General features: G+C 41.5%; 26 protein-coding genes and 1 pseudogene. 24 read left to right on the forward strand and 3 right to left on the reverse strand.

What is annotated here, in order from left to right; all coding sequences use genetic code 11:
* Nucleotides 1-7 precede the first annotated feature (7 nt).
* Nucleotides 8-925, reverse strand: coding sequence for an aspartate carbamoyltransferase (gene pyrB, locus LI164_RS08385; RefSeq protein ID WP_040015297.1), 918 nt, complete (start codon nucleotides 923-925; stop codon nucleotides 8-10).
* Between the two features lie 242 nt (nucleotides 926-1167).
* On the opposite strand from pyrB, the gene pheA reads away from it, so the two are divergent.
* From pheA to LI164_RS08405, 4 genes are all read left to right on the forward strand, one after another.
* The gene (gene pheA / locus LI164_RS08390) at nucleotides 1168-2298 is read left to right on the forward strand and encodes a prephenate dehydratase (RefSeq protein ID WP_117606170.1); all 1131 of its coding nucleotides are present in this window, start codon (nucleotides 1168-1170) and stop codon (nucleotides 2296-2298) included.
* Nucleotides 2299-2392: 94 nt separating this feature from the next.
* A complete protein-coding gene (locus LI164_RS08395; protein ID WP_117606066.1) occupies nucleotides 2393-3685 on the forward strand; it encodes an ATP-binding protein in 1293 nt (430 codons plus the stop codon).
* A 2-nt stretch (nucleotides 3686-3687) separates the two neighbouring features.
* Nucleotides 3688-4902, forward strand: coding sequence for a DUF1015 domain-containing protein (locus tag LI164_RS08400; protein WP_215684075.1), 1215 nt, complete (start codon nucleotides 3688-3690; stop codon nucleotides 4900-4902).
* Nucleotides 4903-4949: 47 nt separating this feature from the next.
* Nucleotides 4950-5885, forward strand: coding sequence for a sugar phosphate nucleotidyltransferase (locus tag LI164_RS08405; protein WP_117606067.1), 936 nt, complete (start codon nucleotides 4950-4952; stop codon nucleotides 5883-5885).
* Between the two features lie 56 nt (nucleotides 5886-5941).
* Here LI164_RS08405 and LI164_RS08410 read toward each other — a convergent pair whose 3' ends face one another.
* Nucleotides 5942-7681, reverse strand: coding sequence for an NFACT family protein (locus LI164_RS08410; protein WP_117606068.1), 1740 nt, complete (start codon nucleotides 7679-7681; stop codon nucleotides 5942-5944).
* Nucleotides 7682-7831: 150 nt separating this feature from the next.
* On the opposite strand from LI164_RS08410, the gene LI164_RS08415 reads away from it, so the two are divergent.
* From LI164_RS08415 to LI164_RS08495, 17 genes and pseudogenes are all read left to right on the forward strand, one after another.
* Entirely contained in the window at nucleotides 7832-8713 is an 882-nt protein-coding gene (locus LI164_RS08415; RefSeq protein WP_005331095.1) for a YicC/YloC family endoribonuclease, read from the forward strand.
* A gap of 11 nt (nucleotides 8714-8724) precedes the next feature.
* Entirely contained in the window at nucleotides 8725-9345 is a 621-nt protein-coding gene (gene gmk, locus LI164_RS08420; protein WP_005331094.1) for a guanylate kinase, read from the forward strand.
* 5 nt (nucleotides 9346-9350) lie between these two features.
* Nucleotides 9351-9713 carry a DNA-directed RNA polymerase subunit omega gene (gene rpoZ, locus LI164_RS08425; RefSeq protein ID WP_117495505.1) on the forward strand — a complete coding sequence of 121 codons (363 nt, stop codon included), beginning with the start codon at nucleotides 9351-9353 and terminating at the stop codon, nucleotides 9711-9713.
* An 85-nt stretch (nucleotides 9714-9798) separates the two neighbouring features.
* A complete protein-coding gene (gene rimO / locus LI164_RS08430) occupies nucleotides 9799-11121 on the forward strand; it encodes a 30S ribosomal protein S12 methylthiotransferase RimO (protein WP_005331092.1) in 1323 nt (440 codons plus the stop codon).
* Nucleotides 11121-11663 carry a CDP-diacylglycerol--glycerol-3-phosphate 3-phosphatidyltransferase gene (pgsA, locus tag LI164_RS08435; RefSeq protein ID WP_005331091.1) on the forward strand — a complete coding sequence of 181 codons (543 nt, stop codon included), beginning with the start codon at nucleotides 11121-11123 and terminating at the stop codon, nucleotides 11661-11663. Before rimO ends, pgsA begins: the two co-directional genes overlap by 1 nt.
* A complete protein-coding gene (locus LI164_RS08440) occupies nucleotides 11663-12124 on the forward strand; it encodes a GNAT family N-acetyltransferase (protein ID WP_117606069.1) in 462 nt (153 codons plus the stop codon). The genes pgsA and LI164_RS08440 overlap by 1 nt, the downstream gene beginning before the upstream one ends.
* Before the next feature lie 155 nt (nucleotides 12125-12279).
* Complete coding sequence (locus LI164_RS08445) at nucleotides 12280-12972, forward strand: iron-sulfur cluster assembly scaffold protein (RefSeq protein ID WP_005331089.1); 693 nt, start codon at nucleotides 12280-12282, stop codon at nucleotides 12970-12972.
* A 14-nt stretch (nucleotides 12973-12986) separates the two neighbouring features.
* On the forward strand, nucleotides 12987-13997 hold the full coding sequence (locus LI164_RS08450) for a GGGtGRT protein (protein ID WP_005331087.1): 1011 nt from the start codon (nucleotides 12987-12989) through the stop codon (nucleotides 13995-13997).
* A 47-nt stretch (nucleotides 13998-14044) separates the two neighbouring features.
* Nucleotides 14045-14797, forward strand: a pseudogene (locus LI164_RS08455) (3-hydroxyacyl-CoA dehydrogenase); the annotation flags it as partial.
* Between the two features lie 130 nt (nucleotides 14798-14927).
* Nucleotides 14928-15863: an aldo/keto reductase gene (locus tag LI164_RS08460; protein WP_117606072.1), complete on the forward strand. Its 936-nt coding sequence runs from the start codon at nucleotides 14928-14930 to the stop codon at nucleotides 15861-15863.
* An 18-nt stretch (nucleotides 15864-15881) separates the two neighbouring features.
* On the forward strand, nucleotides 15882-16460 hold the full coding sequence (locus LI164_RS08465; protein WP_215684074.1) for a chromate transporter: 579 nt from the start codon (nucleotides 15882-15884) through the stop codon (nucleotides 16458-16460).
* On the forward strand, nucleotides 16457-17020 hold the full coding sequence (locus LI164_RS08470; RefSeq protein ID WP_117606074.1) for a chromate transporter: 564 nt from the start codon (nucleotides 16457-16459) through the stop codon (nucleotides 17018-17020). Before LI164_RS08465 ends, LI164_RS08470 begins: the two co-directional genes overlap by 4 nt.
* Before the next feature lie 62 nt (nucleotides 17021-17082).
* Nucleotides 17083-17742, forward strand: coding sequence for a DUF1847 domain-containing protein (locus LI164_RS08475; RefSeq protein ID WP_117606075.1), 660 nt, complete (start codon nucleotides 17083-17085; stop codon nucleotides 17740-17742).
* A gap of 74 nt (nucleotides 17743-17816) precedes the next feature.
* Nucleotides 17817-18737 (forward strand): ComEC/Rec2 family competence protein, encoded by a 921-nt coding sequence (locus tag LI164_RS08480; RefSeq protein ID WP_005331080.1) that lies wholly within the window; start codon nucleotides 17817-17819, stop codon nucleotides 18735-18737.
* Nucleotides 18738-18865: 128 nt separating this feature from the next.
* Nucleotides 18866-19363: an acetolactate synthase small subunit gene (gene ilvN, locus LI164_RS08485; RefSeq protein WP_117656858.1), complete on the forward strand. Its 498-nt coding sequence runs from the start codon at nucleotides 18866-18868 to the stop codon at nucleotides 19361-19363.
* Between the two features lie 42 nt (nucleotides 19364-19405).
* A complete protein-coding gene (gene ilvC / locus LI164_RS08490; RefSeq protein WP_005331077.1) occupies nucleotides 19406-20425 on the forward strand; it encodes a ketol-acid reductoisomerase in 1020 nt (339 codons plus the stop codon).
* A 364-nt stretch (nucleotides 20426-20789) separates the two neighbouring features.
* The gene (locus LI164_RS08495; RefSeq protein WP_005331076.1) at nucleotides 20790-21431 is read left to right on the forward strand and encodes a phosphoribosyltransferase; all 642 of its coding nucleotides are present in this window, start codon (nucleotides 20790-20792) and stop codon (nucleotides 21429-21431) included.
* Nucleotides 21432-21591: 160 nt separating this feature from the next.
* On the opposite strand, the gene rpsT is transcribed toward LI164_RS08495, so the two are convergent.
* Nucleotides 21592-21855, reverse strand: a complete 264-nt coding sequence (gene rpsT / locus LI164_RS08500) for a 30S ribosomal protein S20 (protein ID WP_005336673.1) — start codon at nucleotides 21853-21855, stop codon at nucleotides 21592-21594.
* Nucleotides 21856-22041: 186 nt separating this feature from the next.
* Between rpsT and gpr the strand changes: the two genes are divergently transcribed.
* From gpr to LI164_RS08515, 3 genes are all read left to right on the forward strand, one after another.
* Nucleotides 22042-23022: a GPR endopeptidase gene (gene gpr, locus LI164_RS08505; protein WP_005331074.1), complete on the forward strand. Its 981-nt coding sequence runs from the start codon at nucleotides 22042-22044 to the stop codon at nucleotides 23020-23022.
* A 90-nt stretch (nucleotides 23023-23112) separates the two neighbouring features.
* Entirely contained in the window at nucleotides 23113-24333 is a 1221-nt protein-coding gene (gene spoIIP, locus LI164_RS08510) for a stage II sporulation protein P (protein WP_118358166.1), read from the forward strand.
* Between the two features lie 107 nt (nucleotides 24334-24440).
* Entirely contained in the window at nucleotides 24441-26363 is a 1923-nt protein-coding gene (locus tag LI164_RS08515) for a type IIA DNA topoisomerase subunit B (protein ID WP_173789357.1), read from the forward strand.
* Nucleotides 26364-26378: the final 15 nt, after the last annotated feature.

Raw genomic sequence — 26378 nt, forward strand, 5'->3', positions numbered from 1 at the left:
TTCCTCCTTAGACTTCGATTTCCAGTAATGTCAGAATCAGAGCCATTCGAATGTATACTCCGTACTGAGCCTGAGCGAAATAAGCAGCTCTTGGGTCATCATCAACTTCAACAGCAATTTCATTTACTCTAGGAAGTGGGTGAAGTACATACATATCCTTTGGCGCAAGCTCCATCTTCTGAGCATCCAGTACATAAAAATCTTTCATACGGATATAGTCTTCTTCATTGAAGAAACGTTCTTTCTGTACACGGGTCATGTAGAGAATATCGAGCTTTGGAAGCGCATCTTCCAGACGAACGACCTCTTCGTACTGTGCATGTTCTTTGTCGAGAACATCATTGCGGATATAACTTGGAACACGAAGTTCTTCTGGTGAGATTAGAATGAATTTTACATTTTTGTAACGCACCAGAGCGTGAATCAGAGAGTGAACGGTACGGCCAAATTTTAAATCTCCGCAAAGACCGATCGTGATATTATCAAGATGACCTTTTAAAGAACGGATCGTAAGCAGATCGGTCAGGGTCTGTGTCGGATGCTGATGTCCGCCGTCTCCTGCATTGATGACAGGGATTCTGGAATGCTCGCTGGCTACCAGCGCAGCTCCTTCTTTCGGATGTCTCATTGCACAGATATCCGCATAACAGGAAATCATACGAATCGTATCTGCAACAGTTTCCCCTTTTGTTGCAGAACTGGAATCGGCAGAAGAAAAACCAAGAACACTACCTCCGAGATTAAGCATTGCTGCTTCATGACTGAGTCTAGTACGTGTACTTGGTTCAAAAAATAAAGTTGCTAATTTCTTTCCATCACATGCATGAGCATATTTCTTAGGGTTCTTTTCGATGTCCTGGGCTAAATCCATAAGATTGTCTAATTCTTCCACTGTGAAATCAAGTGGACTCATCAAGTGTCTCATAAAATCCTCCTTCGCGACGTTTACTTAAAAGTCTCTGTACATAATATAACAAACCTGTCAGATTTTCAATGTAAAAATTATTTTTTTTGAATGTAAAAAATAATTTTTTTGAATCTGTCATCAGGATAAGAATGTAAGGTGGATTTTAGATATGAAATGTATTATAATGCAATAGTGTCAGTATAGAGAGGCGAAGGATGCAAGTGATACTGACTATGGTATTTGTAAAGGAGACAAGATGGATGGCTACATTAGAAGAATTAAGAGGACAGTTAGATGTCGTAGATGATCAGATCGTGAAGTTATATGAAGAGCGAATGAAAATATGTGAACAGGTTGGAGAATATAAGGTCGAAGCAGGAAGAAAGGTATTTGACCGTGTAAGGGAGAAAGAAAAGCTTCAGAATGTGGCATCAAAAGTTTCTTCTGATTTTGATAAAAAAGGAATTCAGGAATTGTATCAGCAGCTTATGTCCATGAGCCGCAAGTTACAGTATCAGCAGCTTGTGAAGGCAGAAGCTCTTGGAAGACTTCCTTTTATAGAGATTGATTCACTTGGCGTGGAGAAAGCGAGAGTCGTATTTCAGGGCATGGAAGGTGCTTATGGACAGGCAGCTATGAAGACCTATTTCGGAGAGGACTGCAACAGTTATTCCGTCCGTACATTCCGGGATGCAATGGAAGCAATCGAGGAGGGCGCCGCAGATTATGCAGTGCTTCCAATCGAAAATTCTACAGCAGGTGCGGTAAATGAAGTCTATGACCTTCTGGTAGAATTTGAAAATTATATTGTAGGAGAAGTCATAATTCCAATCACGCATACACTGGCAGGACTTCCAGGGACACAGCTTTCTGAATTGAAGCGTGTGTATTCTAAAGCGGAAGCGCTGATGCAGACGACCAGGTTTTTGGAAGAACACAGTGACTGGCAGCAGATCAGCGTGGCAAATACAGCTATTGCAGCAAAGAAAATCCTGGATGACCAGGACCGGACTCAGGCAGCAGTCTGCAGTGCCTATGCGGCAAAAGTCTACGGACTGGAAGTGTTAGACGACAACATTAATGATGAATCCGGAAACTGTACAAGATTTATTATTGTGACGAACCAGAAGGTGTTCTTGAAAGGGGCAAAGAAGATTAGTATTTGCTTTGAGGTTCCACATGAGAGTGGATCGCTGTATCATTTACTGTCACATTTTATTTATAATGATTTGAATATGTCAAAAATCGAGTCCAGACCAATTGAGGGAAGAAGCTGGGAGTACCGTTTCTTTGTAGATTTTGAAGGCAATCTGGAAGAACCAGGTGTGAAGAATGCACTTAGGGGCTTGCGGGAAGAGAGCAGAAGCCTGAAGATACTTGGAAATTACTAATACCAGTGTGGGAGTGCCGAACATAGAGTAATCCGTTAGAGGATTTGTATAATAGAAAAACATAAAATGACATAAAAAAGGAGACATCGAGGAAATGAGAACGAATGAATTGATTTTATATAAAGATATGGAAGACGGGGAACTTCTCCAGGACATGACATTTCTTATGGAGAACTATAATAATGAATATTACAATGAGGACGATATGAAGAGTCTTCTGTATTCTACTATTGGTGATCTGACAGAGTTATCAGTCAGTCACGGATTTGAAGGAAATCTGTGGCATACTTATCTGACTTACCTTATGGTCAGTCATGAGAATGCATACAGCACTTCCTGTGAGATTGTCGGACCGGTCGAAGGAAGTATTAATATTGCAGCACTGCATGATTTTAAGATTTTTAAAGAACTGTTTGACTATGATTTCCAGAATCTTGGAGAGGTACTTGGAGAAGACGGACTTGCCATGATCCGGGATTACAAGGGGGTCAATGGACATGGACAGGTCTTCAATGAGAGAATCCGTGACCGTATCTGTGACCTTGCAAAGGCACTTGATGGAACGAAATGTGCAGAAGAATTTAAAGAGAAAGTAACACAGTTCTACAAGGAATTTGGCGTTGGCAAACTGGGGCTTCACAAAGCATTTCGTATTGAGCATACCGAAGAAGGGGCAAGAATCGTGCCGATCACAAAGATTGCTCATGTGCACCTGGGTGATCTGGTGGGATACGAGATGGCAAAGAAAAAACTGATCGACAATACAGAAGCATTTGTTATGGGAAGAAAATCCAATAACTGTCTGTTATTTGGAGATGCCGGAACCGGAAAATCTTCTTCTATCAAGGCAATCCTGAATCAGTATTATGATCAGGGCCTTCGTATGATCGAAGTCTATAAGCATCAATTCCAGGATCTCAATGATGTAATTGCGCAGATCAAGAACCGTAATTACAAGTTCATCATATACATGGATGATCTGTCATTCGAGGAATTTGAGATTGAATATAAATATCTGAAAGCGGTCATCGAGGGAGGACTTGAGAAAAAACCAGATAATGTGCTTATTTATGCAACATCTAACCGAAGACATCTGATCCGTGAGACATTTAAGGATAAAGAAGATAGAGATGAAGAATTACATACAAATGATACCGTACAGGAAAAGCTGTCACTGGTAGCAAGATTTGGTGTGACGATCTACTTTGGAAGACCACAGAAACGAGAGTTCCAGGAAATCGTGTGTCAGCTTGCCAAGAGAAATAATCTTAATCTAACGGAGGAGGAACTCCTGGCAGAGGCAAATAAATGGGAGTTAAGTCACGGAGGAATGTCAGGAAGAACTGCACAGCAGTTTATTGATTATCTGGCAGGAAAAGAGGCGTAATCATGAATGTATTTTTGCCGGCAGATATTCTGATCCCGGATGTAGAAAGCATGGAGAAGTGGTCGGTGATTGCATGCGACCAGTTCTCTTCGCAGCCAGAATACTGGAAAGATGTAAAGGAGACGGTAGGGGATGCTCCATCTTCCTTTCATTTGATCTTTCCGGAAGCAGAATTGGAAGATGTGGACGAGAATGAAAAGATAAAGACAATCAATTGGAATATGCAATCATATCTTGAACAGGGAATTTTTCAGAAATATGAAAAATCCTATGTTTATGTAGAGAGGACCCTTAAAAATGGCAGTATTCGAAGAGGGCTGGTCGGGATGATTGATCTGGAAGCATATGATTATTCGGAAAATAGTTCTTCCAGAATCCGTGCGACGGAAAAGACAGTGACCTGTAGAATTCCGCCAAGAGTCAGAATCCGTGAGGATGCGCCTGTCGAATTGCCACATGTATTACTTTTGTGTGATGACAGAAGTGATGGGTTGATGGAATGGCTGAGCGGGAAAAAGGAAGAAATGCGTAAGATTTATAATTTTAATCTTATGAAAGAAGGCGGACATATCAGTGGTTGGCTGGTGTCTGGAAAACTCGCAAAAGATTTTGAAAAGAAGATTACATCTTATGAGAATATAAGTGCAGAGATGCCCTATGCGGTTGGCGACGGGAATCATTCACTGGCTACAGCAAAAGTATGTTATGAAAATTATAAAAAAACACATTCCGATACAGAAAATGCAAATGCTCCGGCAAGATATGCGATGGTGGAGCTGGAAAATATTCACGACAAAGCGTTGGAATTTTCTCCGATTCATCGAATTGTTACAGAGACAGATGAAGAAGCATTATTGGATGAGCTTCAAAAAACATGTTGCGCCCCGAATGGATATCCAGTACAATGGTATACGAAAGAGCGCCAAGGTGTTCTTTATTTAAATCCGAATAAAAGTAGGCTTGCAGTCGCAATTTTACAGAATTTTTTAGACGAATATCTGAAAAACCATAGAGGACAGATGGATTATATACATGGAGAAGAGGCATTAAAGAACCTGGCAGAGAAGGAAAATGCGGTTGGCTTTTTATTGCCTGCAATGGAGAAAAGAGAGTTGTTTCCTTACGTGACTGAAAGTGGAACACTTCCAAGAAAGACATTTTCCATGGGACATGCGACGGAGAAAAGATATTATTTGGAAGCAAGACAGATTCGCTGATATGACTAGAAAAGATAAAATCATAATAATGATATGGAGGGAAAAGGATGAAAACATCATTAGTTATTATGGCTGCCGGGATCGGTTCCAGATTTGGTGGAGGAATTAAGCAGTTAGAGCCGGTTGGAATGCATGGAGAGATCATTATGGACTATTCCATTCATGATGCAATCGAAGCTGGATTTAACAAGATTATATTTATTATCCGCAAGGACATAGAGGAAGCCTTCCGGGAGGTTATCGGAGAGAGAATCGAAGCTATCTGTAAACAATTAAACGTAGAGATTGACTATGCATTTCAAGCAATGGACGATCTTCCGGAAGGAGTAAAATTACCAAAAGACCGTACAAAGCCATGGGGAACAGGCCAGGCAGTTCTGGCATGTAAGGGTCTTATAAAAGAGCCATTTGCGGTAATTAATGCAGATGACTATTATGGAAAAGAATCATTTTTTAAACTGCATGATTTTCTGGAGGAGTACACACCGGAGAAACCGACAGATTTTTGTGCGGCAGGGTTTATTCTGAAGAATACACTCAGTGAAAACGGCGGCGTTACAAGAGGTGTATGCCAGGTCAATGAGAATGGATACCTGACCGGAATTGATGAGACAAAGAACATTGTAAAAGTGGGAGATAAGGCAGCAGTCCAGAAAGAAGACGGACAGGAGCCAATTGATGAGAATTCCCATGTATCGATGAATATGTGGGGACTGACACCGGAGTTCGTAGAGACACTGGAAAAAGGATTCAAGGAATTTTTTGAAAAACCAGATGTGGATGTGCTAAAGGGAGAGTATCTGCTTCCGATTTACATTGATGAGTTACTTCAGAAAGGCGAAGTGACTGTAAAAGTCCTTGAAACACAGGATAAATGGTTCGGAGTTACTTACAAAGAAGATAAGGACTCAGTTGTAGAATCTTTCAAGAAGTTGATTGAAGAGGGCGTTTATAAAGAAAAGCTGTTTGATGATATTCTGTAATAAATGATAGAATAAGTGAAAATCGTAAGTACAATACGAAAAAGGTCGTGCGGGAATTAATCCTGCACGACTTTTATGTTGCTGATGTCAGAGTCAATAACGAGAGAGTAGTTTGTATAATAAACCACGAACCCGGGTTTTGCTCCGTTTGGTTTCTTGACATGCTTCTTTTCAATGTAGTCAATCTCGACTTTATCACTGCCGCGGTTCTTAGAATAATAAGCAGCCAGCCGTCCAGCTTCTTCAAAAGTACGGTCCGGAAGTTCATCGCCATTTGTCTTGACAATGACGTGGGATCCGGGAGCACCTTTTGCGTGAAACCACCAGTCACCGCCATTTGCAAAAGAGAAAGTCAGTTCATCGTTCTGGATATTATTTTTACCAACGTAAATGTCATATCCGTCACTGGAGATGTAGTGCATTGGTTTGTTAGTCAGTTTTACTTTTTTCTTTGTGAATTTTCTGCGCACATAGCCGCTGGCAGTCAATTCTTCTTTGATCTGTCCCAGATCCGCTTCGCTTAGAGCAATGTCCAGAGAGTTGCTGACGGATTCCAGATAGCGGATCTCATCAGCTGTCTCCTGGATCAGTTCGGACAGCGCCTCAAAAGTACGCTTCTGCTTATTGTATTTTGCAAAATATTTTTGTGCATTTTCCTGAGGAGTTTTCTGTGGATCCAATGGAATCGTAATATCTTCGTTCGTATAGTAATTCAGGCAGGTCAATGACTTTGCTTCCGAATCCAGGTTGTAACCATAAGTGTTGATCAGTTCTCCGTAAACTTTGTATTTTTCACGGCCTTCAGTTCCTTGTAGTTGTTTGGATTGTAAGTCATATTTTTTCCTTGCACGTTCCAGATTCGTCTGCACAACATGGCGCAGGTCTGCACTTTTCTGACGTATCCGTGTTACGGTGTTGCGAGTCGCATAATAAGTGCGAAGCACCCGTGAGATGGAATCGAAGCATTCTGCCCGGTAATTTCCATAGTGGGAAAATGGAATGGCGGTGAATTCTTTTGGCACTTCGTTGCTATAGTAAATCACTGGGTGGAAATTTCCTTCCTTCAGGTCTTCGATATAGTAGGAAAACTGGCGGTACAGGTGAATGAGCATATCTTCGGAAATGTCGGAAGCCGGAATATCCGTATCTAGTCCGGACTCCGAGACGATATGTTCCGCTACTACAGGACTGATACCGGTAAAGCTTGTGTAGATTGCTTTTCCAAGGGCAGCAGGTTTTTCTCTCAGTGCCAGGACAAAGTTTTTAAAAGAAACTGTGAGCGGGTCCAGTTTAGACATCGTGTCCGGGATGAAATAGGTTCTTCCAGGAAGGACTTCCCGGACAGAACTCATTTGTGCGGAAACATGCTTAATGCTGTCCAGAATCTTATCTTTATCATCGCAGAAGATGATATTGCTGTGCTTGCCCATGATTTCTACGATCAGACGCTTACGGCAAAGGTCCCCCAGTTCATTTAAATGCTCAATATCAAAGAATAAAATACGTTCCAGACCAGGCTGTGAGATAGCTGTGATACGCCCATTCCCAACATATTTGCGAAGAAGCATACAAAAACCAGGTGCAGTCATAGGACTCGGTTTATTCTCATCAGTGAGATAAATCAGTGGAAGAGATGCACTTGCAGAAATATATAGTTTGCGTTGTCCTTCGGGTGTTTTTATTGTGATCAACAGTTCGTCCGGTTCCGGCTGTGCAATTTTGTAGATGCGTCCGCCAAGGATAGAATCGGAAAGTTCTTTTCGGACTGCTGCGATTGTTGTTCCGTCAAATGCCATAATATAAGCACTCCTTTAAAATAATGTTATAAATGTATGATAAATGTTTACTTTTCATATCATACCATAGTTGACTCAAAAATCCAAATGAAGTATAATAAAACGTACGGTTAAAACCGTATTTATTACTGAAAAGAAGAGGTAATACACATGATCAAGAGTATGACCGGTTTCGGAAGATGTGAAATATCAGAGGGAGACCGCAAGTTTACCGTAGAAATGAAAGGCGTGAATCACCGCTATCTGGATATGAGTATCCGTATGCCGAAGAAACTGAATTTCTTCGAGACGGCAATCCGGACAGAGATCAAGAAAAGAATCCAGAGAGGAAAAGTAGACATCTTTATCAGCTATGAGGATTTATCTGACGGACAGGTTTCATTAAAGTATAATGAAAGTCTGGCAGCAGAATATCTTGAATATTTCAAGCAGATGGAAGAAAAGTTTGGCATTGAGAATGATGTCCGTGTGTCTGCACTTTCCAGATATCCTGAGATATTTACAATGGAAGAGGGCAGTGAGGATACCGATGAACTTTGGAAGGGACTTAAAAAAGCACTGGATGGAGCCGTTGACGGATTTGTAACTACAAGGACTGCAGAGGGAGAACATCTTAGAGAAGATATTCTTGCAAAGCTCGATGGAATTCTTGAGATGGTAGCATTTATCGAGGAGCGTTCTCCGAAGATCGTTGCCGAGTATAGAGAAAAGCTGGAAGCCAAAGTTAAAGAACTTCTTGAAGATACGCAGATTGAGGAGAATCGTATTGCAGCAGAAGTTGTGATTTATGCAGATAAGATCTGTACAGATGAAGAGGTCGTACGACTGAAGAGTCATGTCGTACATATGAAAGAGACGCTCCAGTCAGATGAGGCAGGAATCGGACGCAAGCTTGATTTTATTGCACAGGAGATGAACCGTGAAGCAAATACAATCTTGTCAAAGGCAAATGACTTGGAAGTTTCCAATACAGGAATTGGGTTAAAGACAGAGATTGAGAAGGTCAGAGAACAGATCCAGAACATTGAATAAGAGGTATAGCTATGAATAAAGAGGGAATTCTTATTGTAGTATCCGGGTTTTCCGGTGCCGGCAAAGGTACGATTATGAAAGCACTTCTGGAGAGATATGATAATTATGCATTATCCATCTCTGCAACAACAAGAAACCCAAGACCGGGAGAAGAAGAAGGAAAGGCTTATTTTTTCAAAACAACTGAAGAATTTGAAAAAATGATTGCGAAAGATGATTTGATAGAGTATGCTATGTACGTGGGAAATTATTACGGAACACCGAAAGCATATGTGGAAGAGCAGCTTCGTGCAGGGAAAGATGTAATCCTGGAGATTGAAATCCAGGGCGCATTGAAAGTCAAAGAAAAATTTCCGAATACATTATTACTGTTCGTAACACCTCCGAGCGCAGAAGAACTCAGAAAGCGTCTGGAAGGACGGGGGACTGAGACACAGGAAGTCATCGATGGGCGTATGAAGCGCGCTATTGAAGAGGCGGAATATATGGATCAGTATGATTATCTGGTCGTGAATGATGAATTAGATGTGTGCGTGGAAGAGATGCATCATCTGATTCAGGGAGAACATGAGAGATGTTTCCGTAATCAGACATTTATAGAGCATATGAAGAGAGAGTTGAAAGGAGAATAGTGTACATGTTACATCCATCTTACACAGACTTAATGAAGGTCGTTAATAAAGACGTTGAGGAAGGCGAGACAAAGGTTGTTAACAGCCGTTATTCTATCGTTATGGCTACAGCTAAAAGAGCACGAGAGATTATTGATGGTTCTATGCCATTAGTAGATACAAAGCCGGGTGAGAAGCCGCTTTCTATCGCGATCAGCGAGATGAATCAGGGAAAGATCACTATACTTGCTGAAGAAGAGGCTGCAAAACTTGCGGAACTGGAAGCAAAGCAGGCAGAGGAGAATGCAGAGGAAGATTTCTTGAATATTCAGGAAGAGGATTCAGAGGAAGACGCAGAAGCAGTAGAAGAGTCTGAAGATAACGAATAGAGAGATTACTACACGGTGTGCCGTGTGCCTGAGGCAGATACCGTCTGGTATCTGCTTTTTAAATAAGACATACAAGGAGAACTATATGAATATTTTATTTATATCCCTCGGCTGCGATAAGAACCTGGTGGATTCAGAGGTCATGCTTGGGCTTTTGGATAAAAAGGGATATCAGATCGTAGATTCAGAAGAAGACGCAGATATTATTGTTGTTAATACCTGCTGTTTTATTCATGATGCAAAGGAGGAAAGTATTCAGACCATTCTTGAGATGGCAGAGTACAAAAAAGAAGGGAAGCTGAAAGCTCTGATCGTGACCGGGTGTCTGGCACAGCGCTATCAGCAGGAGATTATTGACGAGATACCGGAAGTTGATGCAGTACTTGGAACTACTTCTTATGATCATATCGTAGAAGCGGTGGAAGAGGCTCTTGCGGGAAATGGACATGTTGTTCTGGAAGATGTGGATGCACTTCCAGATGTAAAAGAAAAGAGACTTGTAACAACAGGCGGGCATTATGCATACATGAAAATTGCCGAAGGCTGCGACAAGCATTGTACTTACTGTATCATCCCAAAACTTCGTGGTAATTACCGCAGTGTTCCGATGGAGAAGCTGCTGGCAGAAGCGAAAGACCTGGCTGATCAGGGAGTAAAAGAATTGATTCTTGTTGCACAGGAAACGACCGTATACGGAAAGGATTTATATGGAGAGAAATCTTTGCATAAATTGCTCCGCGAGCTTTGTAAAATATCCGGAATCCAGTGGATCCGAATTCTTTATTGTTATCCGGAGGAGATTTACGATGAACTGATTCAGACGATTAAAGAAGAAAATAAAGTCTGTCACTATCTGGATCTTCCGATTCAACATGCAAGTGACGCAGTGCTAAAAAGAATGGGAAGAAGAACTTCAAAAGCTCAGCTTGTAGAGATCATTGAAAAGCTTCGAAAAGAGATCCCGGATATTTCTCTTCGTACCACATTGATCACAGGATTTCCGGGTGAGACACAAGAACAGCATGAAGAGCTGAAGGATTTCGTAGATGAGATGGAATTTGACAGACTTGGAGTTTTTACTTACTCACCGGAGGAAGATACACCAGCTGCAACTATGACAGAGCAGATTCCGGAAGAAGTCAAGGAAGACCGCCAGGCAGAATTGATGGAACTTCAGCAGGAAATCGCATTTGATCTGGCAGAAGATATGGTCGGACGTGAAGTTCTCGTTATGATTGAAGGAAAAGTTGCAGATGAAAATGCATATGTAGGAAGAACTTATAAAGATGCACCGAATGTGGATGGCTTGATCTTTATCAATACAGACGAAGAATTGATGAGTGGAGATTTTGCAAGAGTCCGCGTGACAGGTGCACTGGAATATGATTTGATAGGAGAGCTGATATAATGAATTTACCAAATAAACTGACAGTATTACGAGTTATCATGGTTCCGTTTTTTGTATTTTTTATGTTGACTGATGTGGGAGGACCGGCAAATAAATGGATCGCGTTAGTTTTGTTCTGTGTTGCCAGTCTGACAGATATGCTGGATGGTAAGATCGCCCGCGCAAGAAATCTTGTGACAAACTTTGGAAAGTTCATGGATCCTTTAGCAGATAAGCTGCTTGTGTGTTCTGCTATGATCTGTATGATCCCGTTAGGAAAATTACAGGCATGGTTCGTCATCATCATCATTGCCCGTGAGTTTATTATTAGCGGATTCCGCCTTGTGGCTGCAGACAATGGAATTGTCATCGCAGCAAGTTACTGGGGCAAATTTAAGACAGTATCCCAGATGTTCATGATTATTGTATTGATTGCAGATCTTGGAGGTGTGTTCGATATCGTTGGCACAGTTCTGATCTGGCTTTCACTGATCCTGACAGTTGTATCACTGATCGACTATATTGCAAAGAATGTGCAGGTGCTGACACAGGGAGGTATGTAATGATTGTACGTGAACTGGAAAAACAGGAAAGAAAAAACGCTCTGGATATTATCTGGAGCGTTTTTTGCATGGATGTGGCCGAGGTGTATGAACAGGAAGGGATTGATACATTCCGCGAATATTTAAAACAGGAGAATATCGACCAGCTCTGTGATAGCGGCGAACTTCTGATGTTTGGTGTATTTGAACAAGAAGAACTGGAAGGAACCATATCCCTTCAGAGGCGGGGACACATTTGTAATTATTATGTGCGCAGATCCTGCCAGGGAAAAGGTGCTGGAAGGTTACTTTTTGACTATGCGAAAAGGTATTGTAAGGAAGAACTGCATAAGACTATTATGACCGTTGATGCTGCTCCGGAGGCGGTGAAAAAATATATCCACATGGGCATGAAACCAATCGATGAGATGCAGATGATACATGGAAAATGTTATGTGCCTATGGCAATGGAAATTCTTTAGTAGAATGACTATAAAAAGCGGTCCAAACAATTTAAAAATGTAGCGTAGTGCCAATTGACGAAAAATGTTATTTATGAGAGAATAAAAAAGGATATGGTGTTAAACTTATAACAAACACTATTTATAAAACACACATAGTTGAAAGGAGTTTTAAAATGATTTATTCACAAGAAGTAGAAATGATGTGTCCGGTAGCGCAGGGCGCTAATCACGGACCAGCTCCGATTCCGGAAGAGGCAAAATGGGTTCAGGCTAAGGAGATCAAAGATATTTCCGGTTTTACACACGGCATTGGCTGGTGTGCTCCTCAGCAGGGTGCTTGTAAGCTGACACTGAATGTGAAAGATGGAATTATCCAGGAGGCATTGGTTGAGACAATCGGCTGCTCCGGAATGACACATTCAGCTGCTATGGCTTCAGAAATCCTTCCAGGAAAAACTATTTTAGAGGCATTGAATACAGACCTTGTCTGTGATGCAATCAATACAGCAATGCGTGAGTTATTCTTACAGATTGTATACGGAAGAACTCAGAGCGCATTTTCTGAAGACGGACTTGCTATCGGAGCAGGACTTGAGGACCTTGGAAAAGGACTCCGCTCTCAGGTAGGAACAATGTACGGAACATTAGCAAAAGGACCTCGTTATCTTGAGATGGCAGAGGGTTATGTAACAGGTATCGCACTCGATGAAGCAGGCGAGATCATCGGATACCAGTTCGTAAATCTTGGAAAACTTACAGACTTCATCAAAAAAGGCGATACACCGAATGACGCATGGGAAAAGGCAAAAGGACAGTATGGTCGTGTTGAAGACGCAGCAAAGATTATTGACCCAAGAAAAGAGTAGGAGGACTTTTTAAAATGGCTTTATTTGAATCATATGAAAGAAGAATTGATAAAATCAATGAAGTGCTGGCAGGTTATGGAATCGCTTCAATCGAGGAAGCACAGAAGATTACAAAGGATGCCGGACTTGATGTATACAATCAGATTAAGAGCATTCAGCCAATCTGTTTTGAGAACGCATGCTGGGCTTACACAGTAGGTGCTGCAATTGCAATCAAAAAAGGCTGTAAGACAGCAGCAGAAGCAGCAGCAGCAATCGGTGAAGGACTTCAGTCTTTCTGTATTCCAGGATCTGTAGCAGATCAGAGAAAAGTTGGTCTTGGACATGGTAACCTTGGAAAGATGCTTCTGGAAGAGGATACAGACTGCTTCTGTTTCCTTGCAGGACATGAGTCATTTGCAGCAGCAGAGGGTGCGATCGGTATCGCTGAAAAAGCAAACAAAGTTCGTAAAAAACCACTTCGTGTTATCTTGAACGGACTTGGAAAAGACGCAGCTAAGATTATCTCCCGTATCAATGGATTTACATATGTTCAGACAGAATATGACTACTATACAGGAGAGCTGAAAGAGGTTCAGAGAATCTCTTATTCTGACGGACTTCGTTCCAAAGTAAACTGCTATGGAGCAAATGATGTACGTGAAGGTGTTGCAATCATGTGGAAAGAGGGTGTAGATGTATCTATCACAGGTAACTCTACAAACCCGACACGTTTCCAGCATCCAGTAGCAGGAACGTACAAAAAAGAGTGTGTTGAGAAAGGTAAAAAATACTTCTCAGTAGCATCTGGTGGTGGTACAGGACGTACACTTCATCCAGATAACATGGCTGCAGGTCCAGCATCTTATGGTATGACAGATACACTTGGACGTATGCACTCAGATGCACAGTTTGCAGGATCATCTTCTGTACCGGCTCACGTAGAGATGATGGGACTTATCGGAGCAGGTAACAACCCGATGGTTGGTATGACTGTTGCAGTAGCAGTTTCTGTAGAGGAAGCAGCAAAGGCTGGTAAATTCTAAGAAACTGCCAGAAAAGTAAGAAATAATAATGGAATAATGAGAGGAGCTTAGCGTATGCTAGGCTTCTCTTTACGTTTATAAGTGTGAACTTTAATACAAAAGTAGAGGAATTAAAAGCGCAGGCTGACCAGGCATTTGAAAGTCTTATATATGAACTTGATATGGCGAAAGCAATGGCAGATGCAGATCTTGTGATTGAATCTTTATCAGAAGATCCGAAAGCAAAGATTGCATTCTATCAGCAGATGGCGCCGCTTCTTCCGGAAAAGACAGTTATTGTGACAAATTCATCAACTATGGTACCGAGTGCATTTGCTCAGTACACAGGAAGACCGGAAAAATATCTTGCACTGCATTTTGCAAATGAAATCTGGAAAAATAACACGGCTGAGATTATGGGACATGCCGGTACAGAAGGAAAATATTACGATGAGGTTGTAGAGTTTGCCGGACAGATTGGTATGATTCCATTGAAATTACATAAAGAACAGCCGGGATATATTCTGAACTCTCTGTTAGTTCCGTTTTTGAATGCAGGAGAAGCACTTTATGCAAATGATGTGGCTGATCCGGAGACAATTGATCTGACATGGAGTCTTGCTACTGGAGCTCCACTTGGCCCATTCCGTATTCTTGATATTGTGGGACTGGAGACTGCATACAATATCGTTTGTATGGATCCGGCTGCAAAAGATCCGGAGACAACACCGGGAAAGATTGCAAAACGCTTGAAAGAAAAAATCGATGCAGGCAAGAAAGGCGTCTGCACAGGAGAAGGATTTTATAAATACACGAAGTAAAAAGTATGACCGTCGGGATATGTTTCCTGACGGTTTTGACGTATGGAAAGTAATTTGGTAGAATAATAAAAGGTCGTAACAAAGCAGATGATGAATGATAACGTAGCAGACAGAAAGGAATGTGACAGATATGCAGTATCAGGAGTTTGGAAAAACAGGCTTGAGGGTTTCGAAGCTGTGTCTTGGAACATGGGGTATCGGAGGTGCCGGCTGGGACAGTTATTCGGATGAGTCACGAATGGACGCAATTAAGGCAGCGTTGGAGTGTGGCATTAATTTTATAGATACAGCACCGGCTTACAATGCAGGAAAAGCAGAATGTTATGTTGGTGAAACTTTGAGTAAGCTCAAAAAGCGCAGAGAGGTGGTCATTTCTACAAAATGTGGAAATAAGTTCGTAGATGGAAAATATCTTCGCTGTGGTTCAAAAGAGAGTATTTTAAAGCAGTGCGACGAGTCGCTGAAAAATCTAAAGACAGACTATATTGATATTTATCTGGTACACTGGCCAGATCCGGATGTTGAACTGGAAGAGACAATAGATGCGGTGAGTACGTTGAAAAAAGAAGGAAAAATTCTGCATGCAGGAGTTTCTAATTTTTCAAAAGAACAGATTGAAGAAGCCCAGAAATATTGCAAAATCGAAGCTTTTCAGCCACAGTATTCACTGGCAGACCGAAAAGACGAGAAGTTGATTCGCTGGGCTCATGAACAAGGACTTGGAATTATGACTTATGGAACTTTAGGTGGCGGAATTCTGACTGGAAATTACCGAAAACTTAGAACCTTTGAGCAGACTGACAGCAGAAATCGATTTTACCCATATTTTAAAGAACCATTGTTTTCAAAAGCAATGGAACTGTTAACAATCATGGATCAGATTGCAGAAGAGAGAAATGTTTCCTTGGCTCAGATCGCAGAGAAATGGGTGATTCAGAAGAGATTTGTATCCAGTTGCATCATTGGGGCGCAGAGCCGTGCCAGAGTAGAAGAAAACTGCAGAAATCTTCAATGGGAACTGACGGATAATGAGATTCGAAGACTGGAGTCTGTAAGAATATTATAACAGTCGGATAACTGATTTATGGAAGGGAAAATAGTGGAAGATAAGAAAAAGGTGTTATTCCATTTATTTATTTCAACTTTATATCTGAGTGCATTTACTTTCGGTGGAGGATATGTGATTGTTTCCCTGTTAAAGAAAAAATTTGTGGACGAATATCACTGGATTGAAAATGATGAGATGTTAGATCTTGTGGCAATTGCACAATCGGCACCGGGAGCAATCGCAGTTAATGGAGCGATTGTGGTGGGATATAAACTGGCGGGGATTATAGGAGCATTTGTAGCGGTTATAGGAGCAATTATTCCGCCATTCGTGATTATCACAATTCTTGCAATGTGTTATCAGGCATTTCGTGATAACTGGTTGATCAGTCAGATGCTGGAAGGCATGCAGGCAGGTGTGGCTGCAGTCATTGCCTGTGTGACTTACGAAATGGGAAATGGTATTGCAAAAGACGGTGACAAAATGTCACTTCTGATAATGGCTGGAGCATTTGTTGCGGCATGTTTTATGAATGTAAACGTAATATATATTATTCTGACATGTATTATATTTGGTGTGGTACGGACTCTTTTAAAAAGGAGGAAAGAAGCATGATTTATCTGCAGTTGTTCTTAAGTTTCCTTCAAGTTGGCATGTTCAGTTTCGGAGGTGGATATGCAGCGCTTCCTCTGATTCAGGGGCAGGTCGTAAAAACGCATAGCTGGCTTAGTATGTCAGAATTTACAGATCTGATTACCATATCTCAGATGACACCGGGACCAATAGCCGTGAATTCAGCAACATTTGTAGGTGAAAAGATTGCAGGTATACCAGGAGCGCTCTGTGCAACAGCCGGGTACATATTGCCGTCTTGTATTATTGTAACGGTAATTGCAAAGATTTATCTAAAATGGCGGAATATGGAGTTATTTCAGGGGGTGTTAGGCTCTTTGCGCCCAGCGGTTGTTGCATTGATAGCATCGGCAGGAATATCAATTCTCATTACGGCATTTTGGGGAAATGATATGATTACTTTTGCAGGAACTAATTGGGGTCTGGTTACAATATTTGTAATCTGTATTTTTCTGATACAGAAAGTGAAAATGAATCCTGTGTGGGTGATGCTGCTGGCAGGGGTGATGAAAGTTGGCGTGAGTTGTGCTCAACGCTTGTAGGATAATATTTATACCAAAATAAATAATATAAAAAAGGTGTATAGGTGGAAGGAGAATGTACAATGGGAGAATTTGAAAAATCATGTGTTAACTGTGGCGTATTGAACTGTGCCAAGAGAGATAAGGAATATCCGGAGTTCTGTCTGACTACAAATTTTGATGTAAAAGAGCTGGAAGAGATTAAAAAACTATATCTTGAAGATGAAGAGAACAATAAAGTTTCTGTGATTTCAGCAGAGATTGAAGCTGAATTTTATTGCCGTTATACGAGAGTGGAGGAAATTATCGAATTTTCAAAGCGGATGGGCTTTCATAAAATTGGAATTGCGACATGTATTGGATTGATTGAAGAAAGCCGTATATTTGCTCAGATTTTGAGAAAGAACGGTTTTGAACCATATGCAGCACTTTGTAAGGCTGGAGCATTTAATAAGACGGATATAGGAGTAAGGAAAGAGTATACAACGCAAGTAGGAAATGCGCTGTGTAATCCGATTATGCAGGCAAAGCTTTTGGAGAAAGCCGGGACAGATTTTAATGTTGTAGTTGGATTATGCGTCGGACATGACAGTTTGTTTTATAAATATACACACACACTGACGACAACGCTGGTGACAAAAGACCGTGTGCTTGCACACAATCCGGTTGGAGCATTGTATCAGACAAAAGCGTATTACAAGAAACTGATGGCTGATCCGGCGTCAGGAGAAAAAGAACAATAATTTGAAGCGAAAAATGGATTTCAAGGCCTGAATGAAAGGGGAGCGAAAATTACATAAGGGGAGCGAAAGTAAGTATGGCTAGAAGAAAAAAGAATAAGAATCTAAAAGGAATTCCTGCGGCAATCATGCTGATTCTTGCATTGATCGGCGGATTTGCGGAGCGTGGGAATTTGATGGAACGAATGTCTGGTGAGCCAGCACAAAACATTGCAGATACGGTTGCGACCGGTCAGATGAAAGTGACCTATCTCAATGTAGGACAGGGTGACTGTACAATTATTCAGACAGAAGGTCATAATGCAATGATCGATGCTGGGAATAACCATGAAGGAAAAGATGTGGTGGATTATCTGAATCAACAGGGCATAGACAAGCTTGACTATCTGATCCTGACACACCCGGATGCCGATCATATAGGTGGCGGCGATGATGTTTTGGAGAAGATTGAGGTAGAACAGGTTATTATGCCGGATGTGGCGAATGATACAATGACTTATGAAGAAGTTATGGATGATATTGAGAAAGAAAATGTTCCGGTAGAGCATCCAAAAGTCGGCGAAGAGTTCGGATTTGGAGATGCGACATTTACTGTACTTTGTCCGGAAACGGATCTGGTCAGTTCAGATGATACCAATGATGCTTCAGTAGGAATTAAACTGGTGCATGGGGAGAATTCTTTTGTCATGTGTGGAGATGCCAGTGAGAAATCTGAGAGCGCAATGGTGAAGAGATTTGGAAGTGCGTTGGAATGTGATGTGTTAAAATGCGGACACCACGGAAGCAGAACTTCTACAAGTGAAGTGTTTTTAAAAGCAACGAACCCAACATGGGCTGTTATCAGCTGTGGCGTGGATAATTCTTATGGACATCCGCATCAAGAGACGCTGGAGCGCCTGAATAACGATGATGTGCAGGTTTACCGCACAGATCTGCTTGGAACAATTATTGCAACGAGTGACGGAACGAATATTTCCTGGTTCAGTGAGAAAGAGTAAAAATCAAAAAAAGATAAAAAAGTTCTTAGAAAAGATAAGATAGATACTTGACAAATACATGAGATATTGCTATTATTTAAAAACAGAACGCACTCTGTTTTTGAAAAGATACAAGAAAGAGGTGCATTATGCAGAGAGTTTATTCATTATTAGTTGACAACAATTCCGGAGTATTAAGTAGAATATCCGGACTATTCACAAGAAGAGGATACAACATCGACAGTATTACAGCCGGTGTGACGGCAGATTCAAGATTTACGAGAATCACGATTGTATCCAGTGGAGATGAGATTATTTTATCTCAGATTGAAAAGCAGATTGCCAAGCTGGAAGACGTGATCGTAGTGAAGGTCTTAAAGCCGGAAGAATCCGTATATCGTGAACTGATATTGGTTAAGATCCGTGCCAATGCACAGCAGCGGTCAGAGATTGTTTCAATTGCTGATATCTTTCGCGCAAAGATTGTTGATGCAGAGAGAGAGTCTCTCGTGATTGAGCTTACAGGAACCCAGTCGAAGCTGGAAGCGTTCTTACAGCTCCTGGATGGTTATGAGATCCTGGAACTTGCCAGAACCGGAATTGCCGGACTGTCAAGAGGAATCAAGGATGTCACATTTATCGAGTAGTTACCAATTTAAATTTACATATTTATTAGGAGGAATGTCAAAATGGCAGCAAGAATTTTTTATCAGGAAGATTGTAATTTATCAGCACTGGAAGGACAGAAGATTGCTATCATCGGATATGGTAGTCAGGGACATGCTCATGCTCTGAACCTGAAAGAGTCCGGATGTGACGTAATCGTAGGTCTTTATGAGGGAAGTAAATCCTGGAAGAAAGCTGAAGAGCAGGGATTGAAAGTATACACAGCAGCAGAGGCAGCAAAGCAGGCAGACATTATCATGATTCTTATCAATGATGAGTTACAGGCTGATATGTACAAGAAAGACATCGAGCCAAACCTTGAGGAAGGAAACATGTTAATGTTCGCTCATGGTTTCAACATTCACTTCGGATGCATCAAACCACCTAAGAACGTAGATGTAACAATGATCGCTCCTAAGGCACCAGGACACACAGTTCGCAGCGAGTATCTTGCAGGAAAAGGAACTCCTTGCCTTATCGCTGTAGAGCAGGATGCTACAGGAAAAGCTTGGGACAGAACATTAGCTTATGGTCTTGCAATTGGTGGAGCAAGAGCAGGACTTCTTGAGACAACATATAGAACAGAGACAGAGACAGACCTCTTCGGTGAGCAGGCAGTCCTTTGCGGTGGTGTTTGTGCACTTATGCAGGCAGGATTTGAGACACTTTGCGAAGCAGGATATGATCCGAGAAATGCTTACTTTGAGTGTATCCATGAGATGAAACTGATTGTAGACTTAATCTATCAGTCAGGATTCGCTGGAATGAGATATTCTATTTCTAACACTGCAGAGTATGGTGACTATGTAACAGGACCTAAGATTATTACAGAGGATACGAAGAAAGCTATGAAGAAGATTCTTTCTGATATCCAGGACGGAACATTTGCAAAAGAGTTCTTACTTGACATGTCTCCGGCAGGACGTCAGGTACACTTCCAGGCTATGAGAAAGCTTGCAGCTGAGCACCCATCAGAGAAAGTTGGAGCTGAAGTTAGAAAGCTGTACAGCTGGAATGGAGAAGACAAACTGATCAACAACTAATCGAGATTTGCAGCATAGAATCAGACTTGATCTTACATATTTGACATAAGGGATAAAAGAAGCTTTACGAACCGTAACAGGAACGCAGAGCTTCTTTCTTGTATAATCGGAAAAAGCAGTTCCTATTATATAAAGAACTCTCGCAGAAAGTCATACGTGTGAATAAGGATTATGTGGGTAATTTTGAATGATGCTTTTGTATGTGAAAAATACACAAAAAATTATAATTTTAGTTTTCAATTACATACATATATGATAGAATAAAACATAAAGTAAAAAGTTCGATACCAATTTTAAATGCGGCAGAATGAATCGAATGATTACGAACGACTGGAAACAGCAAGCATCAAGGGAGGTATGAGACATGGATGAAAGATTAGAGAATCTGCGGTCGACGAAAAATCCAAAAGCGCGTATCAAGATTATGAAAGGACATTTTGCTACAAGCAACTCACATCTGGATACTTATATTGATATGTCAACAGTAAAGATTCGTCATAACAATGCGAGAGAGGCAGCGAAAGTACTGGCGCAGGAGTACGTGACAAGTACATATGTAGATACGATTGTATGCCTGGATGAGACAAGTGTGATTGGAGCATTTCTGGCTGAACAGCTGGCAGACAGCACACATATGGCATTGAGCCATAAGAATAATATTTCTGTGATCACACCGGAATATAACGGATTGGGGCAGATTATGTTCCGTGATAATCAACAGAGAATGATCAAAGATCAGCAGGTACTTGTGCTGGCAGCATCCATTACGACTGGAAAGACGATCAAGCGTGCTATTGATTCTGTATTATATTATGGAGGAACGATTTGTGGAGTATGTTCTATCTTCAGTGCTGTAACAAAAGTAGCAGGCATGGAAGTAAAGACAATTTTCACAAGCAAAGATCTTCCGGCATATCATGCATATGAGCCGAATAAGTGCCCAATGTGTGAAGCAGGTGACAGAGTAGAAGCAATTGTCAACAGTTTTGGATATTCAAAATTATAGAAATAGGACAGGAGTATCAGTTAAATAATAAGATGAGGAGTCGGAGAGAAAAATGCGAGCATTTATTTCCGGCTCTTTTTAGTGGAAGTGCAGTTTTCTATTATATATAAAAAAGACAACCACATGACGGTATGGTTGTCTTTCAATGTTTCTCTATGAATTAAGCAATTCCGTTAACAGCTTTTGTCAGACGGGAAATCTTTCTAGAGCATGTGTTTTTGTGATATACACCCTTGCTTCCAGCTTTGTTGATTTCAGCGATCGCCTCTTTAAGAGCTGCTGCAGCTGTTGCTGCATCTTTCTTCTCTACAGCTGTCTCAACTTTTTTTACGTAAGTTTTAACTTTAGACTTGATTGCTTTATTTCTAGCAGCCTTTGTCTCGTTTACTAAAATTCTCTTCTTTGCGGATTTGATATTAGCCAATTTGTCCACCTCCAATATCTATGATTTCGATTATAATGATCAGTTCGACAGATCCGGACACGGACGTTCTCTCGAACACACTCATTCATTTTAGACCAGCTGACTTATTCTGTCAATACATAATTATGGAAATATTGTAAAAACTAGTATAAAAATAGTGCTTGCAGGTGAAAGGGGGAGAAAATCATGGTTGAAAAATATAACATACGGACAGATTTGGCATTGGAAGAGAAGGAACGTTTTGAGTCTGACCAGGTGGAGGTACAAGGAGTTGTGTTGGAGGAAGAATATGATAAGGAGCGGGAAATTAGGGTGACGACTGTACGGATTGAAACCGAAAATGGTGCGAAGACTATGGGGAAACCAGTCGGAACATATCTGACGATTGAAGCCCCGAATTTATCTTCGCCGGATGAGGGAATCCACCGGGAGGTTTCAGAAGAACTGGCAAAATATCTGATAGAAGTTATGGAAAAAATCATACCGGAAAGTGAACATGATAAGGAAGTTCTGGTCATAGGGCTTGGAAATCGTCAGGCGACACCCGATGCTCTTGGTCCTTATGTGGCAGATAATCTGAACGTTACCAGACATATTGTGAAAGAATATGGGAAATATGCAGCACTAGAAGAGATGAATTGTGTGGTCAGTGCCATAGTTCCAGGAGTGATGGCACAGACCGGAATGGAAACAGCGGAGATTATAAAGGGTGTGGTGAGGGAGACCAAGCCAGATCTTTTAATTGTAATTGATGCCCTTGCTGCGAGAAATTCCAGAAGACTGAACCGGACGATCCAGATTGCTGATACCGGAATCAATCCAGGCTCCGGTGTCGGTAATTACCGGAATGCGATTACAAAAGAAACAATTGGAGTTCCGGTAATTGCAATCGGAGTTCCGACAGTTGTTGATGCTGTGACAATTGTAAGTGATACGATGGAAAATCTATTGTCAGCACTGGAGACATCAGAATCGTTAAAAGGAGTCGGACTTGTGCTAGGAGGATACAGCGAAGCAGAGAAGTATGAGCTGATCAAAGAACTGATCGCACCAAACCTGAACAGTATGTTTATGACACCGAAAGATATAGATGAGACAGTAAAACGTCTGAGTTACACCATCTCGGAGGGGCTGAATCTTGCGTTTTCAGGGCAAAGTTTTGAATAGAAGATATTTTGGATTTCTGAAAGGACATGCACATAAGAACCCCAATTGCATCATATATTATTAGAACTAAGACGCACACGGGGCGGTGTAATGCAAGAAAAAAAGAAAAGAAATCGAATACTGATGCTATTGATCGTAGGGATGCTGCTGATTTATGCATTTACAGATATAGAAAATGTAAAAATAAACAGGGAAAGAAAAATTTTTTTTAGTTCAGCAAGTCAAAATGTCCTGAAGCAGGCGGCAAACTGGCTGCTTCCGGGACTTACATATGTAAAAGAGGGGCGGAAAGACACATTGACGGGAAGAATTGAAAAAAGTGTTTTAAGCTTCGTTCCAATCAGTGAATATGTTCGAAATCATGAAGAACCGGAAACAACCGTGGAAGATACATTGACACGAACTATGATTCTGGAAAATCAGGCAAATGATGAAAATGCTATCGATGAGAACGGCAATCTGATTCCGGCTGGGAGTATGCAAGAATCAGTTGGGGCTGGGGTGCCAGAAGAAAATGCAGCAGTATTAGCCAGTACACCGGTTCAGGACATTGATATGAATCAGTTAAATGATTATGAATATCTGGTGGGAACATTTTACACCGTTGACGGGACAACTATGACCGGTCCGGAGGAACTGAATGCAGGGAAGTTTCTGGAGAAGAATCTGGCGCTTGATATGACAACAGGAGGACCCAAAGTACTGATTTATCACACACATTCCCAGGAGGCATTTGCTGATTCTGTTGATGGAGACACTTCTACGACAATTATGGGGATAGGTACATATTTGACAGAGCTTTTGAATGCAAGGGGAATTGAGACGCTTCATCATGAGGGCATTTATGATCTGATTGATGGGAAATTGGATCGCAGCCGGGCCTATCAGCTTGCAGAGCCGGATGTCCGGCAGATTTTAAAAGATAATCCAAGCATTGAAGTGGTGATTGATCTGCATCGAGATGGCGTGGCGCAGGGCACACATCTGGTGACGAAAATTAATGGGAAACCAACCGCTCAGATCATGTTTTTTAATGGCCTTAGCCGGACAAGGAAAAATGGAGAGATAGCATATTTGAATAATCCATACCGTGAGGATAATCTGGCAACGTCTTTTCAGATGCAGCTTATGGCAGCAAGATATTATCCTGGTTTTACGAGGCGTATTTATCTGAAAAGTTACCGGTATAATCTGGATCTGGCACCGAAGGCAATGCTTATTGAGGCAGGAGCACAGACGAATACAGTAGAAGAGATGAGAAATGCTATGGAAGTATTGGCAGATGTGCTGAGTCGGGTGCTGACACCCTGAAAAGCTTGAAAAAGCTTGCACTGACGTCTTGGAAATTTATTTGCCTGTCTTTTTGTTTTGTGCTATATTTTAAATAGTATGTTTAAAAATGGAAAGGAACTGACGAAATGGCAAAGAACAACACTTATGATGCGGATAGTATTACCGTCCTGGAAGGACTTGAGGCAGTCCGGAAGAGACCGGGAATGTATATCGGAAGTGTATCGACGAAAGGATTGAACCATCTGATCTATGAGATTGTAGACAATGCAGTTGATGAACATCTGGCCGGATTTTGTACGGAGATTCATGTAACTCTGGAAAAAGATGGCTCTGCGACAATTTCGGACAATGGCCGAGGAGTCCCGGTTGGTATGCATGCAAAAGGCGTTTCAGCGGAGCGAATTGTATATACGACACTGCATGCAGGTGGTAAATTTGATGACTCTGCTTATAAGACAAGTGGTGGTCTTCATGGAGTTGGTTCTTCAGTTGTAAATGCATTGTCTGCTTATATGGATGTGCAGGTCAGTCGTGATGGATATATTCATCATGACCGGTATGAGAGAGGTATTCCTGTAGTTGAACTGGAAGATGGACTTCTTCCGACACTCGGGAAGACAAGAAAGACCGGAACGAAGGTTAACTTTCTGCCAGATGATACGATATTTGAAAAAACGAAGTTCAAAGCAGAGGAAGTCAAAAGCCGTATGCATGAGACGACCTACCTTAATCCGAACCTGACGATTATATTTGAAGATTTAAGAGGCGCAGAACCAGAGCATATCGTTTATCATGAGCCAGACGGAATTCTTGGATTTATCCGTGAACTAAATGCAAAAAAAGAATCTGTCCATGAGCCGGTTTATTTTAAAGGTGAGGCAGACGGAATAGAAGTGGAAGTTGCATTCCAGTATGTAAATGAGTTCCATGAAAATATTCTTGGATTCTGTAACAACATTTATAACAGTGAGGGCGGTACACATCTGACCGGATTTAAGACAACATTTACAACAGTCATTAATCAGTATGCAAGAGAACTCGGAATTCTTAAAGATAAGGATCCTAATTTTACAGGAGCGGATGTGCGAAATGGAATGACAGCGATCGTGTCCATCAAACACCCGGATCCGCGATTCGAAGGTCAGACGAAGACGAAGCTGGACAACCCGGATGCATCCAAGGCGACTGGCAAGGTGGTCGGTGAGGAAATTGTTCGTTTTTTTGACCGCAATCTGGAGACACTGAAAAATGTCATCGGTTGTGCGGAGAAAGCTGCAAAAATCCGTAAAACAGAAGAAAAAGCGAAGACGAATCTTTTGACGAAGCAGAAATATTCTTTTGACAGCAACGGAAAGCTTGCCAACTGCGAGAGCCGCGACGCATCAAAATGCGAGATATTTATTGTGGAGGGAGATTCTGCCGGAGGATCTGCAAAGACAGCAAGAGACCGTATGTATCAGGCAATCCTGCCGATCCGGGGTAAGATTCTGAACGTGGAGAAAGCAAGCATCGACAAAGTCCTTGCAAATGCGGAGATCAAGACTATGATCAATGCTTTTGGCTGTGGATTTTCCGAGGGCTACGGCAATGATTTTGATATTACAAAACTGCGCTATGACAAGATTATTATTATGGCTGATGCTGACGTGGACGGCGCACACATTTCCACATTGCTTCTGACGTTGTTCTACCGCTTTATGCCGGAGCTTATTCAGGAGGGACATGTCTATATTGCCATGCCACCGCTTTATAAGGCTATGCCGAAGAAAGGCGAGGAAGAGTATCTGTACGATGACAAGGCCTTGGAAAAATACAGGAAAACCCATGATGGTCCATTTACTCTGCAGCGCTATAAAGGTCTTGGAGAGATGGACGCAGACCAGCTTTGGGAGACAACACTGAATCCTAAGACAAGACTTTTAAAATTAGTAGAGATTGAGGATGGAAGAATGGCGTCCAGTGTGACTGAGATGCTGATGGGAACAGAAGTACCGCCAAGACGTGCATTTATCTATGAAAATGCGACAGAAGCGGAGCTTGACATATAAAATTTAGGAGAGAAA

The organism is Dorea sp. 210702-DFI.3.125, from assembly GCF_020560945.1.
In the GTDB taxonomy this organism is placed as follows: Bacteria; Bacillota; Clostridia; order Lachnospirales; family Lachnospiraceae; genus Dorea; species Dorea formicigenerans.